The sequence below is a fragment of the Bacteroides eggerthii genome (genome assembly GCF_025146565.1).
GTDB lineage: Bacteria > Bacteroidota > Bacteroidia > Bacteroidales > Bacteroidaceae > Bacteroides > Bacteroides eggerthii.
This window is the reverse complement of the sequence record NZ_CP102258.1, coordinates 2,541,833-2,557,587: the sequence shown is the minus strand read 5'-3', so window position 1 is coordinate 2,557,587 and position 15,755 is coordinate 2,541,833. Positions and strand designations below refer to the sequence as shown.

At 45.0% G+C, this 15,755-nt stretch carries 9 protein-coding genes, 2 tRNA genes and 3 rRNA genes; 4 read left to right on the top strand and 10 right to left on the bottom strand.

The window, feature by feature from the left end; all coding sequences use genetic code 11:
* Window positions 1-36 precede the first annotated feature (36 nt).
* From NQ546_RS10515 to NQ546_RS10475, 9 genes are all read right to left on the bottom strand, one after another.
* Window positions 37-1,791, bottom strand: coding sequence for a V-type ATP synthase subunit A (locus NQ546_RS10515; RefSeq protein WP_004291185.1), 1,755 nt, complete (start codon window positions 1,789-1,791; stop codon window positions 37-39).
* An 18-nt stretch (window positions 1,792-1,809) separates the two neighbouring features.
* Window positions 1,810-2,649, bottom strand: a complete 840-nt coding sequence (locus NQ546_RS10510) for a DUF2764 domain-containing protein (RefSeq protein ID WP_004291186.1) — start codon at window positions 2,647-2,649, stop codon at window positions 1,810-1,812.
* Between the two features lie 14 nt (window positions 2,650-2,663).
* On the bottom strand, window positions 2,664-3,254 hold the full coding sequence (locus NQ546_RS10505) for a hypothetical protein (RefSeq protein WP_004291187.1): 591 nt from the start codon (window positions 3,252-3,254) through the stop codon (window positions 2,664-2,666).
* Window positions 3,255-3,553: 299 nt separating this feature from the next.
* A 5S ribosomal RNA gene (rrf, locus tag NQ546_RS10500) occupies window positions 3,554-3,664 on the bottom strand.
* A gap of 93 nt (window positions 3,665-3,757) precedes the next feature.
* Window positions 3,758-6,640, bottom strand: a 23S ribosomal RNA gene (locus NQ546_RS10495).
* A 144-nt stretch (window positions 6,641-6,784) separates the two neighbouring features.
* Window positions 6,785-6,857: transfer RNA gene (locus NQ546_RS10490), tRNA-Ala, on the bottom strand.
* A 13-nt stretch (window positions 6,858-6,870) separates the two neighbouring features.
* Window positions 6,871-6,944 (bottom strand) — tRNA-Ile (locus tag NQ546_RS10485).
* Between the two features lie 135 nt (window positions 6,945-7,079).
* Window positions 7,080-8,603 (bottom strand): 16S ribosomal RNA (locus NQ546_RS10480).
* The 16S, 23S and 5S rRNA genes sit together here with 2 tRNA genes alongside, the layout of an rRNA operon.
* Window positions 8,604-8,731: 128 nt before the next feature.
* Window positions 8,732-9,091 carry a hypothetical protein gene (locus NQ546_RS10475; protein ID WP_259810575.1) on the bottom strand — a complete coding sequence of 120 codons (360 nt, stop codon included), beginning with the start codon at window positions 9,089-9,091 and terminating at the stop codon, window positions 8,732-8,734.
* Window positions 9,092-10,339: 1,248 nt separating this feature from the next.
* Between NQ546_RS10475 and NQ546_RS10470 the strand changes: the two genes are divergently transcribed.
* Complete coding sequence (locus NQ546_RS10470; RefSeq protein WP_004290108.1) at window positions 10,340-11,299, top strand: DUF5106 domain-containing protein; 960 nt, start codon at window positions 10,340-10,342, stop codon at window positions 11,297-11,299.
* A 115-nt stretch (window positions 11,300-11,414) separates the two neighbouring features.
* On the opposite strand, the gene NQ546_RS10465 is transcribed toward NQ546_RS10470, so the two are convergent.
* Entirely contained in the window at window positions 11,415-11,993 is a 579-nt protein-coding gene (locus NQ546_RS10465) for an HdeD family acid-resistance protein (RefSeq protein WP_004290107.1), read from the bottom strand.
* A gap of 551 nt (window positions 11,994-12,544) precedes the next feature.
* On the opposite strand from NQ546_RS10465, the gene trpB reads away from it, so the two are divergent.
* Genes trpB through NQ546_RS10450 form a run of 3 tightly spaced genes read left to right on the top strand, consistent with a single transcriptional unit; the run spans window position 12,545 to window position 15,753 of the window.
* On the top strand, window positions 12,545-13,726 hold the full coding sequence (trpB, locus tag NQ546_RS10460) for a tryptophan synthase subunit beta (RefSeq protein ID WP_004290106.1): 1,182 nt from the start codon (window positions 12,545-12,547) through the stop codon (window positions 13,724-13,726).
* 9 nt (window positions 13,727-13,735) lie between these two features.
* A complete protein-coding gene (locus NQ546_RS10455; RefSeq protein WP_039953181.1) occupies window positions 13,736-15,136 on the top strand; it encodes an anthranilate synthase component I family protein in 1,401 nt (466 codons plus the stop codon).
* Between the two features lie 26 nt (window positions 15,137-15,162).
* Window positions 15,163-15,753, top strand: a complete 591-nt coding sequence (locus tag NQ546_RS10450) for an anthranilate synthase component II (RefSeq protein WP_004290103.1) — start codon at window positions 15,163-15,165, stop codon at window positions 15,751-15,753.
* Window positions 15,754-15,755 lie beyond the last annotated feature (2 nt).

Below are 15,755 nucleotides of genomic sequence, written 5' to 3'. Positions count from 1 at the left end.
CAAGGCCAAATTGCAAATAATATAACAGTTAAACTCTCAGACTTTACGTTCCGCTATCAATTCCTGCAGTTGCTTGTAGAACTTGTCATACTCTTCCGACTTGAACTTCGAATAGTTCATCTGTTTGCAGATATTTATCATCTTCTTGAAGTAATCCATTACCTCGTTGAAGTTATCGAACTCAAATTCTGTATGGCAGATATCAATAATCATGTTCAGAATATCTTCCTGACGTTCCATAGGAGTTACAGCATCAATCTCATCGAAAGCATCCTGCTGTAAGATAACAAAGTCGATCAATTCTGACTTCCAGAAAATTACGTGATATTCCACCGGCACACCGTCGTCACCCAGAATATTGATTTGCTCTGCAATCTCCTTACCACGCTGTAAACGGGTCTTGACCTCATTCACCTTAGTAATCCATTCGCCGTTGATGCGTTTGGCTATATAATCTTCAAATTCCGGATACTCAATATATTTGGAATACGAATCAATCGGATTAACGGCAGGATAACGCTTCTTGTCCGCACGATCTTGTTCAAGAGCATAGAAACAGCGGGCTACTTTCTTAGTATTCTCTGTTACAGGCTCTTTTAAGTTACCACCGGCAGGAGATACTGTACCGATGAAAGTAATAGAACCCGTTTCACCGTTATTCAGTCTCACATATCCTGCACGACCGTAGAAATTGGAAATGATAGAGGACAAGTCCATAGGGAAAGCATCAGGGCCGGGCAATTCTTCCATACGATTGGACATTTCACGCAAAGCCTGAGCCCAACGGGAAGTAGAGTCCGCCATCAATAAGACTTTCAATCCCATGCTACGATAATATTCGGCAATTGTCATGGCTGTGTATACAGAAGCTTCACGAGCTGCCACCGGCATATTAGAAGTATTGGCAATGATGATAGTACGCTCCATGAGCTTGCGTCCTGTATGAGGGTCAACCAACTCAGGGAATTCAGTAAAGATTTCCACAACCTCGTTGGCACGTTCACCACAAGCAGCAATGATTACAATATCAGCTTCCGCCTGCTTGGATATAGCATGCTGGAGCACCGTTTTACCTGTACCGAACGGTCCGGGAATAAATCCTGTACCTCCCTCTACTATAGGATTGACCGTATCAATCACACGTACGCCGGTTTCCAACAATTTGAAAGGGCGAGGTTTTTCTTTATAATTCGTCATGGCACGTTTCACAGGCCACTTCTGAATCATATTTACCTTAACTTCATTCCCTTCTTCATCAGTCAGGACAGCAATTGTATCCTCAATGCCGTAATCACCTTCCTCAACAATAGACTTGACAGTGCATACTCCTTTCTGTTCAAAAGGGACCATGATTTTCAATGGCTGGAAATTTTCATCTACTTGACCCAGCCATGCTGCCGCTTCCACTTGATCTCCGACTTTAGCCAAAGGTACAAAATGCCATTTGCTTTCCTTATCCAACGGATACGTGTACTGTCCGCGTTTCAGAAAAACGCCATCCATCTTGTCGAGGTCATTTTGCAGACCATCGTAGTTTTTAGAAAGCATACCAGGACCCAATGTCACTTCAAGCATGTGTCCAGTAAACTCTGCTTCGGCTCCTACTTTCAATCCGCGAGTGCTTTCAAACACCTGCACATAAACCTGAGTGCCTACCACTTTAATAACCTCCGCCATCAATCTGTCTCCGCCAGTCGAGATATAACAAATCTCGTTCTGTGCCACAGGACCGTCAACGGTGAGGGTTACCATATTAGCTATTACGCCACTAACAGTTCCTTTTGTTGCCATATAATTTTATAATTTATTTTATCTGAATTCTGCGGGTATCTGTACTTCATCCTTTAATGTAGCAATAATACTACGAAACAATTGACTACCCTTTTCTTTATCCAATGAGATCCAACGCTCTATCATTTCAAGCTGTAATAGAAAAACAAACAAACGCTCCACAGTGAAATAATCAAAGAAAGTAGCTTCCTCCATCCAATTCCACCGCAATAGGTCTATTTTTTTCTCCCGCTCCACCAGCTCTTCCGCTTCACTGATTTTCACCAATATATCCAGCCATTCCACTTCACCACTCAGACCGAAATCTCGAGCACCGGATGTACGCAAAGCTTCACAAACTTCCGTATCCCCCACTATCAACGGAGCTACATCCATTTTGAACTTTCGCGCTGTCAATGCGACCAATACATTATTAATCACAAGATTAAAACTAAACCATGCAGACACAAACTTGTTTTTGCACTTCATGGCATAGGCATAATAAAGTGCTGCCAGACGATCTTCATGTAGGAAGTCATCTTCAACAGACATATTGAAATACTCGGAAATAAAAGTAGACAGATAAGACGGAAACATACGCTCAGACACTTCACCACCTTCTTTCAGCAATGAAATGTACTCTGCCAGTTCTTCCGCTGAATAATTCCCACGCGGATCAATAGCTGCATCCTTGTCTTTCAACAGTTTCAAGACATTCGCATTGTCAAATTGAAGATAAAACAAGTCTATCAACATTCTATCTTCCTCTGACAAAGCCGAATACAGTTCCGACTTGAAATCAGCTACCGTATAGCTCAATTTGCTATCCTCCAAAGTGAGTTCTGGCAAACCGGCTACCAAGTAATAATATTTACTCATAATCCTGAAGGGAATTAAAACAGCATCTCCACTAATTGCGGACGCAAGAATTCTTTAAAGTAATTCATAAATTCTTCCTCACCGAAGTTCACTTTATAAGAACCGTCAGCCGGCGAGACAGAGAAAAGTGTCTTGATACCATTCACTTGTTCAATCCTCACACCTTTATCCAATAAATCTTTAGCCTGAACAGCGAAATATTTCTTCAAGCCTTCCGCATCCGGTGTTGAAATTACGATAGGTTCGTTTACGCTCCATTTAGATGCCAATGCAACAATAAAAGCATTAAGAAAATCTTTGTTTGCAGCAAAAGCCTTTACATCAGCACTTACAATCTTATTCGTTACTAAAGTAGCGATTTCAGATTTCAAAGCATTCACTGCTTGGCCAGCAAACAATTTTAACTCTGATTTGGTATTCTCAGCCAACTCATCAGCAGACTTATGAGCAGTAGCTAAAATAGAATCAGCTTCTTTCTGTGCATTTTCTACAATTTTCTTGGCCTCTTCCTGAGCTTTTGTGATGAGTTTTTTGGCTTCTTCATTGCCTTTTTCCACCCCTTCACGATAAATCTTATCGGTTAGCTCTTGAATCTTGTTTTCCATATCTTACAGGAATTATTATATGATTTATTACAATATTAATTGCATGATTATTTTTCCGTTCTTATTAGATTCACGCCAAAATTACGAAAAACCATTTGATATTAGACAAAAAGAATGAAATAAAAGTTGCCCATTTTCCTAAAAAACATCGTTTTTCACCAATTTTGTTCTGTAAAGATAACAATAAGATAACAAAGAAAAAAGAAAGAAGGAGTGAAAACGGAAAAAAGACAGATGAAAGGGTAATATCCGGACACAAAAAAAAGCCCCTGTATCTTCCGATACAAGGGCTTCATCAAAAACGGCGACTACCTACTCTCCCACTGTTACGCAGTACCATCGGCGTGACTGAGCTTAACTTCTCTGTTCGGAATGGGAAGAGGTGGAACCTCAGTGCTATAGTCACCTGAATAAGGTAGACATGATGCAAAAAAAGTAAAGCAACCACCGGCAATACTACGAAAACCGGTACGCTGAACGTATATACCACCCATACTGGGTAAAACCAAAAGTGAACGGGCAATTAGTAATGCTCGGCTATGACATCGCTGCCTGTACACCTGCATCCTATCAACGTCATCGTCTTTGACGACCCTAAGAAATCTAATCTTGTGGCTGGCTTCGTACTTAGATGCTTTCAGCACTTATCCAATCCCGACTTAGATACCCGGCAATGCACCTGGCGGCACAACCGGTAAACCAGAGGTCAGTCCAACACGGTCCTCTCGTACTAGTGTCAGAGCCACGCAAATTTCATACGCCCACGATAGATAGAGACCGAACTGTCTCACGACGTTCTGAACCCAGCTCGCGTGCCACTTTAATGGGCGAACAGCCCAACCCTTGGGACCTTCTCCAGCCCCAGGATGTGACGAGCCGACATCGAGGTGCCAAACCCCTCCGTCGATATGAGCTCTTGGGAGGGATCAGCCTGTTATCCCCGGAGTACCTTTTATCCTTTGAGCGATGTCCTTTCCATACAGAAACACCGGATCACTATGCTCTAGTTTCCTACCTGATCGACTTGTAAGTCTCCCAGTCAAGCGCCCTTATGCCATTACACTCTACCGACGGTTACCAATCGTCGTGAGGGCACCTTTAGAAGCCTCCGTTACGCTTTTGGAGGCGACCACCCCAGTCAAACTACCCACCAAACAGTGTCCTCGCAACGGCGAGTTAGAACTCAAATAATCAAAGGGCCGTATTTCAACAGCGGCTCCACAAATACTGGCGTACCTGCTTCAAAGCCTCCGGCCTATCCTACACATCAATTACCCAAATTCAATGTTAAGCTATAGTAAAGGTTCACGGGGTCTTTTCGTCCCATCGCGGGTAATCGGCATCTTCACCGATACTACAATTTCACTGAGCTCACACGGTTGAGACAGCGTCCAGATCATTACACCATTCGTGCAGGTCGGAACTTACCCGACAAGGAATTTCGCTACCTTAGGACCGTTATAGTTACGGCCGCCGTTTACTGGGGCTTCAATTCAATGCTTCTCTTGCGATGACATCTCCTCTTAACCTTCCAGCACCGGGCAGGTGTCAGGCTGTATACTTCATATTTCTATTTTGCACAGCCCTGTGTTTTTGTTAAACAGTTGCCTGGACCGATTCTCTGCGCCTCACCATCACTGATGAGGACCCTTTATCCCGAAGTTACAGGGTCAGTTTGCCTAGTTCCTTAACCGTGAATCACTCAAGCGCCTTAGTATATTCAACCCGACTACGTGTGTCCGTTTACGGTACGGGTACCGTTAGGATTAAGTTTAGCGGATTTTCTTGGAAGTATGTTTACACGCACTATTACATTGTTCGAAGAACGCTGTATACTATCAGGTTCGACTCTTCCTGCGGATTTGCCTACAGGAATCAACATCTACACCCTTCAACCATCTATTCCGTCAGATGGCGGCGCTGTCACTGCTCCGTCTCCACATCACTCCTAAAGGTAGTACAGGAATATTAACCTGTTCTGCCATCGGCCTCGCCGTTCGGCTGAGCCTTAGGACCCGACTAACCCTGATCCGATTAGCGTTGATCAGGAAACCTTAGTCTTTCGGCGAGGGGGTTTCCCACCCCTTTATCGTTACTTATACCTACATTTGCTTTTCCACACGCTCCAGCAAAGCTCACGCTTCACCTTCGACGCAGAGTGGAATGCTCCCCTACCGATGTTTACACATCCCAAAGCTTCGGTAGAATACTTAATGCCCGATTATTATCCACGCCAAACTCCTCGACTAGTGAGCTGTTACGCACTCTTTAAATGAATGGCTGCTTCCAAGCCAACATCCTAGCTGTCTTAGCAATCTGACTTCGTTAGTTCAACTTAGTATTCATTTCGGGACCTTAGCTGTTGGTCCGGATTGTTCTCCTTTAGGACATGGACCTTAGCACCCATGCCCTCACTCCTGACATAGAACTGACACGCATTCGGAGTTTGTCAAGACTTGATAGGCGGTGAAGCCCTCGCATCTTATCAGTCGCTCTACCTCATGTCAGTATAAGTCAAGGCTGCACCTAAATGCATTTCGGGGAGTACGAGCTATCTCCAAGTTTGATTAGCCTTTCACCCCCACCCTCAAGTCATCCAGAAGCTTTTCAACGCTTATTGGTTCGGTCCTCCAGATGGTGTTACCCATCCTTCAACCTGCTCAAGGGTAGATCACTTGGTTTCGCGTCTACTCCTTCCGACTATACGCCCTGTTAAGACTCGCTTTCGCTTCGGCTGCAGATCTCAAGATCCTTAACCTTGCCGGAAAAAGTAACTCGTAGGTTCATTATGCAAAAGGCACGCCGTCACTCTTGCGAGCTCCGACCGCTTGTAGGCGCATGGTTTCAGGAACTATTTCACTCTTCTGTTCGAAGTGCTTTTCACCTTTCCTTCACAGTACTGGTTCACTATCGGTCTCTCGGGAGTATTTAGCCTTACCGGATGGTCCCGGCAGATTCACGCAGAATTCCTCGTGCTCCGCGCTACTCAGGATACCACTAGGCTTGGGTTGGCTTCGCATACGCAGCTATCATGCTCTATGGCTGTACTTTCCAGAACATTCTGCTCACCAACTTTCATGCCACATCGTGGTCCTACAACCCCACATATGCCGTAACATAGGTGGTTTGGGCTGGTCCCCGTTCGCTCGCCACTACTAGGGGAATCATTATTTATTTTCTTTTCCTGCAGGTACTAAGATGTTTCAGTTCCCTGCGTTAGCCTTCTGCTATGCAGAATGATTGGTCTTCAACCAACCGGGTTGTCCCATTCGGAAATCTCCGGATCAAAGGTTATTTGCACCTACCCGAAGCTTATCGCAGCTTATCACGTCCTTCATCGCCTCCGAGAGCCAAGGCATCCGCCATGCGCCCTTGCTTACTTTTAGTCTTACCGACAACGTATGGTCGATATATACTTTCAGCTTTAACTTTACTTTTTTACGTTACATCATGTCAAAGATCGTTTTATCAGGGATTAACAATGAACTGTCAGCTGTTAAGTGACAACGCCACCGTTAATATGACAAGAGTGGAGAATAACGGATTCGAACCGTTGACCCCCTGCGTGCAAAGCAGGTGCTCTAGCCAGCTGAGCTAATCCCCTTCGTTTCCGAAGTAGTCCCAGGCAGAGTTGAACTGCCGACCTCTACATTATCAGTGTAGCGCTCTAACCAACTGAGCTATAGGACTGTCAGTCAAACCCTCACCCTAAGGCTCGGCTTCTACTTTCTCTTTATATTAATAAACAATCTTCGCAGTACAAGAGGTTCTTATGGAAGCAAACTTCAAGAACCAGCTTCTTTATTCGTAAGAGCGTCGCTCCAGAAAGGAGGTGTTCCAGCCGCACCTTCCGGTACGGCTACCTTGTTACGACTTAGCCCCAATCACCAGTTTTACCCTAGGACGCTCCTTGCGGTTACGTACTTCAGGTACCCCCGGCTTTCATGGCTTGACGGGCGGTGTGTACAAGGCCCGGGAACGTATTCACCGCGCGTGGCTGATGCGCGATTACTAGCGAATCCAGCTTCATGGAGTCGGGTTGCAGACTCCAATCCGAACTGAGAGAGGTTTTCGGGATTAGCATCCTGTCGCCAGGTAGCTGCCTTCTGTACCCCCATTGTAACACGTGTGTAGCCCCGGACGTAAGGGGCGTGCTGATTTGACGTCATCCCCACCTTCCTCACATCTTACGACGGCAGTCTCCATAGAGTCCTCAGCATGACCTGATAGTAACTATAGATAAGGGTTGCGCTCGTTATGGCACTTAAGCCGACACCTCACGGCACGAGCTGACGACAACCATGCAGCACCTTCACAGCGGCCCGAAGGCTGTAATGTTTCCACTACATTCCGCTGCAATTTAAGCCCGGGTAAGGTTCCTCGCGTATCATCGAATTAAACCACATGTTCCTCCGCTTGTGCGGGCCCCCGTCAATTCCTTTGAGTTTCACCGTTGCCGGCGTACTCCCCAGGTGGAATACTTAATGCTTTCGCTTGGCCGCTGACTGTGTATCGCCAACAGCGAGTATTCATCGTTTACTGTGTGGACTACCAGGGTATCTAATCCTGTTTGATACCCACACTTTCGAGCATCAGCGTCAGTTACAGTCCAGTAAGCTGCCTTCGCAATCGGAGTTCTTCGTGATATCTAAGCATTTCACCGCTACACCACGAATTCCGCCTACCTATGCTGCACTCAAGGCGCCCAGTATCAACTGCAATTTTACGGTTGAGCCGCAAACTTTCACAACTGACTTAAGCACCCGCCTACGCTCCCTTTAAACCCAATAAATCCGGATAACGCTCGGATCCTCCGTATTACCGCGGCTGCTGGCACGAGTTAGCCGATCCTTATTCATACGGTACATACAAAGGAGTATGCATACTCCACTTTATTCCCGTATAAAAGAAGTTTACAACCCATAGGGCAGTCATCCTTCACGCTACTTGGCTGGTTCAGACTCTCGTCCATTGACCAATATTCCTCACTGCTGCCTCCCGTAGGAGTTTGGACCGTGTCTCAGTTCCAATGTGGGGGACCTTCCTCTCAGAACCCCTATCCATCGTTGACTTGGTGGGCCGTTACCCCGCCAACTATCTAATGGAACGCATCCCCATCGATAACCGAAATTCTTTAATAGTGAAACCATGCGGAAAAACTATACTATCGGGTATTAATCTTTCTTTCGAAAGGCTATCCCCGAGTTATCGGCAGGTTGGATACGTGTTACTCACCCGTGCGCCGGTCGCCATCGATTGAAGCAAGCTTCAATCATGCTGCCCCTCGACTTGCATGTGTTAAGCCTGTAGCTAGCGTTCATCCTGAGCCAGGATCAAACTCTTCATTGTAAAAGTATTGTTAATCACTCCATAGGAGTGGTTCTTGCTCTGTTCAGGACGCTCGAATTTAAAAAAGCTTTTCAATTACCTATATATTAATAAGTATTGACGGTTCTTTTTTTACCCAGATACATATCTTAAAAAATTAAGAATGTACCTGCTCTTGTACTACTTGTATTGTTTATGTAAATCTGTTCAAAGATCGCTTGTTTTACGATTGCTTTTCTTTTCAAAAGCGGATGCAAAGGTAAGGACTTTATTTCATATCTTCCAAATATTTTCGGAAGTTTTTTTTTATTTTTTTCTTTCTTCAAGTCATCTCTCTTGCGAAAGGAAGAACAAAGAAAAAGAACTGTCGTTACCGCCCGGATTTCAAAAAGATTGTCAAACAACGCTGCTCTCATTTTGAAAGCGGGTGCAAAGGTAAGAACTTTATTTAATATACTCCAAATAAATCTGAAGTTTTTTTCATTTTTCTTTTTAAAGGCGGTATTCATGAAACAAACAGCACCAAATAACAAGAAAAAAGGAAGGGTTCCTACTCCGTTTCTGTCAGAATGTCAAACTATCGCTGCCCCCGTTCTCGAAAGCGGATGCAAAAGTAGCGGATTTGGGAATACGCACCAAATATACAAGGCTTTTTTTATCAGAAATATCAAAACTTTTTCATAAATGACTGATTGACAAACAGGTTGCAGAACATGATTTTTTAAAGGAAAACAAAGGGGGAAGGAAGACACACAATATATATACACACGCACGTACGGGCGGGCGCGTGGGCGGGCATAAGGACGGGCGGTTTCAAGCCGGACATTACCTGTAAAAAGCCACATAACAGCGGTTTAGTCATTACAACCACAAAACGGACACCCAAATAGCCACCCTATTACGCTTGTTATCAGCAACTTGAACAGGCCCAACAACCACCCCTACAACCAACAAACGGACACAATATAAATAATAAGAAGATAAGATATACTATCGTATATCTACCGGGCAACCCAAAAAAGAAAGGAAGAGGCGCGGAAAGGAAGAGAAAATGCAGGGAAAGGAGCATAAAAAAGGGAAAAAACAAAAGGATAATACGTTTGAGGAAAACGGATGATGCGTTTGAAGGAAACAGATGATGCGTTCGGGGCAAACGGATGATGTGTTCGGAGTAAACAGACCATCCGTTTTGCACCGGCACGACGATGCATGACTCTCTGAATTCATTATCTTTGCCAGTCACTTAAATTTATACACACTGCACAAAGCCCTTCACTGCCTTTATCCGCAACGCTTGCGCAAAGATATCGGATGGAAGTTATGCAAGAAAAGTAAATATCTACAGTTATGACAGTGTAAACATCTACCAAGCAATGGATTAAGGACGAAAATGTGTAGTTTCTCACATGATTATACGGAGGAGCAGGAATCATAGCGGAGTCTCACTATGACAATCCTCCTGCCAAGACTTATGCACATAGAGAAAGGCTTTGAGCAGCAAGTCGGAGAACCACCGATTAAATTTAAGGTTAACAAAAAAGATTGGCTGTCTGAGAAGATAAAGTACACACCATATACACACAGACATGCGATATTTATAATAAGCACCCTAATTTTCATTCAGAAAAAGACATTTACAGTTGCCATTTCACCTATTTTTCAATTATCTTTGCGACATTAAATAATAAAGATAATATGCAAGAAAAGTCTCTTTCATAAATCCATTTATTATATTCTCTACAAATTATACTTTATATATGAAAAAAACGAAAATCATAAAGCTGTTACCCGCTTATATATTATTGCCTTTGTTACTGAACACCAACACCGCATGCAGTAACGGGCAAGCAAGTATCAAACAATCAAAAGTGATTGAGACAGATACTATCACTACCCTCACACTCCCCACAATACCTGTTATGCTAAATACTACGGAACAGCGTGCAGACTATCTGGCACGCCACTACTGGGACAATGTGAACTTTGCCGACAGCAACTACATACACCACCCCGAAGTGACAGAGCAAGGCTGGGTGAACTTCATTGACATCCTGCAGTTAGTACCCGCCTCTACTGCCGACATTGCCCTGAAAACCTTACTTACACAGGCAGAAAAAGAAAAGAAATGCTATATGTACCTGACGTCTCTTGCTGACAAATATCTGTATGACCCCAACTCACCGATGCGCAACGAAGAATTGTACATCTCCGTCTTGGACGCTATGCTGAAATCCCCCATTTTGGACGATACAGAGAAAATACGACCGAAAGCACGTCGAGCCCTGGCACAGAAGAACCGCATAGGTACTAAAGCACTGGACTTCACTTATACACTTGCCAACGGGAAACAAGGCACGCTGTACGCCCTAAAAGCGCCCTACACACTGCTCTTCATCAATAATCCCGGCTGCCATGCCTGCAATGAAACGATTAAAGCCTTGAAGCAGAGCCCTACCGTAAGCCAAGCCATTGCGCAGCACAAGGTGAAGGTTCTTTCCCTCTACCCGGATATAGATCTGGCAGAATGGCAGAAGCACCTCTCCGATTTTCCCAGTGACTGGATTAACGGATACGACAAAAAACAGATGATTGATCAAAAGAACCTATACGATCTGAAAGCAATTCCCACTCTGTATCTGCTGGACAAGGACAAAACAGTACTGCTGAAAGATGCCACAGCCGAAGAGATCGAAGAATATTTGCAGAAGAATATTTGAAAAAGAATCCGTCATTCGGGACGCAACAAAGAACCAGCTCTTCATGATAGAAAATAACCTTCTTCGTTGTGCTTCGAATGACGGATAGCAATAAAATTTACGCCTCAGCTACACGCTATTCTATGATTTTTGCATCTTCGATGTCCTCGTCAGAAGTTTTATCGCCGGCAACCGGTGCTTTTGGACGGAGACGGGTAAACTTAAACCAGTTTATCAATTCCGAAACCGCATAAACCAAACTGGTGATCCCTATAATTATAAATGCCGTAGAACGCACTCCGGTAGGATTGAACAAAGCAATCAGTCCGGCAAGCAATATCAACACCGGAACAACATAAAACCCACCCGGTACGGGTGTCCACCGTCGGGCAGCCGAAAGCGATGCTATCTGTTGCACACCGCCCATCACAAGAATAAAGCCCAATACAAACGTCAATAAATCGGCAAAAAAGCCGGGCATAATAATCAGCCATAGCCCGAATAGCAAGCTACCTACTCCCTCTACAGGAAAACGGCGGCGCACCTCGGCTGCCTGAGCATAATATCCTATGATACTGATGAGCGAAGGTACAAGAAAAATTACACCAATCGTTATCACAAAATAATCGCCGGCCTGATCGGGGAACATCACCAATACCAAGCCAATAACCAGCGCACATATCGCACGCAAGAATGAATAACTTAATCCTTTCATGAGTCTTTGATTTTTTGCGAAGATACATTATTTATCCAAACACTCCCGCATGATGATACGAAAAAAATCAATTTACATTGAGCCATGCGTTCAAGTCTTCGGCAATAAAAAGCCAATATAGCAATAATACAATAGCAATAATTGCACCTACGGCAACCAAATGTTTTCGCTTCATAGTCTGTTCCTTTCTTTTAATATAAATAAATAACGGCTGTTAATTCTATAAAGAACAAAAATTCAGAAAGAATGTTCTTACATAAAAAAAGTAAGATTTATTTTGGTAATTAAAACAATCTGTTTATATTTGCCCCCGTTAAAACAAAAAAAGACAATGAAAACAATATTCGTAAATACATATTGGTGGTGGCACCCATTACAACTCCGACAGTCGTAAGGGAGCAGTGCTCGTATGTATATATGTAATATGATAGATATTTAGAAAGAGCCCTGTCGCACCAAGCGACAGGGCTCTTTCTATTTAAATAAAGTTTGTCACTCTCTATGATTTCAACAGTAAATAGTAAATAGTTAATCGTAAAACAGTAAATAACATGGCAAGTTTCTTAGTTGACGAAGAAGGTTATTACGGAGAATTCGGTGGAGCATATGTCCCCGAAATACTCCACAAATGTGTAGAGGAATTGCAAAAAAACTATCTCAGTGTCCTGCAAAGTAAAGATTTCAGACAGGAATATGACTGGCTACTGCGTGACTACGTAGGACGTCCTTCTCCACTCTACCTTGCCCACCGCCTGTCGGAGAAGTACGGCTGCAAGATTTATCTGAAGCGAGAAGACCTGAACCATACCGGTGCCCACAAAATCAATAATACCATTGGTCAGATTTTACTGGCACGCCGCATGGGGAAGCGACGTATCATCGCTGAAACAGGTGCAGGCCAGCATGGGGTTGCCACTGCCACGGTTTGTGCCCTGATGAATATGGAGTGCATTGTATACATGGGCAAGACCGATGTAGAACGCCAGCGCATCAATGTAGAAAAGATGAAGATGCTGGGAGCAACCGTAATCCCCGTAACCAGCGGTAACATGACCCTGAAAGACGCTACCAACGAAGCCATACGCGACTGGTGTTGCCATCCGGCAGATACATACTACATTATTGGTTCCACCGTAGGTCCACACCCTTATCCCGACATGGTGGCACGCTTACAATCGGTCATCAGCGAAGAGATAAGAAAGCAGCTCATGGAAAAAGAAGGACGCGACTGTCCGGATTACCTCGTAGCCTGTGTAGGCGGCGGCAGTAATGCAGCCGGAACCATTTACCACTACATCGATGATGAACGCGTACAGATCGTGCTCGCTGAAGCCGGCGGCAAAGGAGTAGAAACCGGCATGACAGCCGCTACCATTGCCCTTGGAAAACTGGGTATCATTCATGGTGCACGCACCTACGTCATTCAAAATGAGGACGGGCAGATCGAAGAACCCTACTCTATCTCCGCCGGCCTAGATTATCCGGGCATCGGTCCCATGCACGCCAACCTTGCTGCGCAGAAACGCGCCATCGTACTCTCCATAAATGATGACGAAGCCATCCGCGCCGCCTATGAGCTGACAAAACTCGAAGGCATCATCCCCGCACTGGAAAGTGCCCATGCATTGGGTGCGCTGGAGAAGCTGAACTTTAAAACCGACGATGTGGTTGTGCTGACAGTTTCGGGACGGGGAGACAAGGATGTGGAAACATATTTGAATTACAAATTATAAGTTGGAATAATGAAACAGTATAATTATCAGACAGTGAGCCGTACGATGCTTGGCGACCTGCACACTCCCGTAAGCACCTACCTGAAGGTGCGTGACATCTTTCCCCAAAGTGCACTCATGGAGAGTTCCGACTATCATGGCAGCGAGAACAGCCGTTCCTTCATCGGGCTTTGTCCGGTGGCAAGCTTCAGCATAGATCATGGAATCTCTGTATTCCGCTTGCCCGACGGTACGCGTGAAGAGCGCCCCATAACCGAGGAATACCATGTGGAAAATGCTTTGCATGACTTTCTCAATCGTTTCCACGTGAAGGGAGAATACAGTAATTATTACGGTCTGTACGGCTACACATCTTTCAATGCCGTACGGTATTTTGAGAACATCGCTGTCAAAGACAGTCGTGAAGCAACCAACGACGCGCCGGATATGCTATATATATTATATAAATACCTCATCGTCTTCAACGATTTCAAAAACGAGATGCTGTTGTTGGAGATGCTTGCTCCCGGCGAGAAAAGCGAACTGGACAAGGTGCAGAAAGCAATTCACAACCGCAACTACACTACTTATGGGTTTCGCGCTGTCGGCGAAACCACTTCTCCGCTGACGGATGAGGAACACAAAGCCAACATCCGGCGGGGCATAACCCACTGCCTGCGAGGTGATGTTTTTCAGATAGTCCTCTCCCGTCGTTTCGAGCAACGTTTCGTAGGCGATGACTTCAAGCTCTACCGCGCCTTGCGCAGCATCAACCCCTCGCCTTACCTGTTCTATTTCGACTTCGGAGGTTTCCGCATTTTCGGTTCTTCACCCGAAACACATTGTCGCATTGAAGGAACTCATGCCTACATAGATCCCATTGCCGGCACCACCAAACGCACCGGTAATCCGGTACAGGATGCCGTAAATGCACGACACCTGCACGACGACCCCAAAGAAAACGCAGAACATGTGATGTTAGTGGATCTTGCCCGTAACGACCTCAGCCGCAACTGCCATGACGTAAAAGTGGATTTCTACAAGGAAATGCAATATTACAGCCATGTCATTCACCTTGTGAGCCGCGTCAGCGGCACGCTGAACAATGATGCAGACCCTATTAAGACGTTCATTGACACCTTCCCTGCCGGCACACTGAGTGGTGCGCCGAAAGTCCGCGCCATGCAGCTCATCAGTGAACTGGAAACACACAACCGCGGTGCATACGGGGGCTGCATCGGCTTCATCGGCCTGAACGGAAGTCTGAATCAGGCAATCACCATCCGCACTTTCGTCAGTCGTAATGGAGTGCTATGGTTTCAGGCAGGCGGCGGCATTGTGGCCCAAAGCAATGATGAATACGAACTCCAAGAAGTGAACAACAAGTTAGGAGCATTGAAGAAGGCAATCATTATGGCAGAGAAAATGTAAAGAATTTCAAAATAATAAATAACCCCATGGTAGTAATCATAGACAATTATGACTCTTTCACCTACAACCTTGCACATCTGGTGAAAGAACTCGGCGCAAAGGTAGATGTGCTACGCAATGACCAATTCAAAATAGAAGAGCTGGAACAGTACGATAAAATCATTCTTTCTCCCGGCCCCGGCGTACCCGAAGAAGCCGGACTATTGCTAGATGTAATACGCACCTATTCCGGCAAGAAACCCATATTGGGCGTCTGTCTGGGCGAACAAGCTATCGGGCAGGTCTTTGGCGGACGGTTAGTCAACCTCAGCAAAGTGTTTCATGGCGTACAAACCGACATACAACTGACAGAGCCGGATTATATTTTCCGGGGACTGCCCGCAAGAATTCCCGTAGGACGCTATCACTCCTGGGTAGTAGATACGGAAAACTTTCCTGAAACGCTTGCCATTACCGCCGTCAGTCCCGAAGGGCAGATTATGGCATTGAAACATCGAGAATATGACGTCCGCGGTATTCAGTTTCATCCGGAATCCGTACTGACCCCCGACGGAAAACAAATAATGGCAAACTGGTTACAAGGTGATGAAAACATTACATCTCACAAAAGTAAATGACA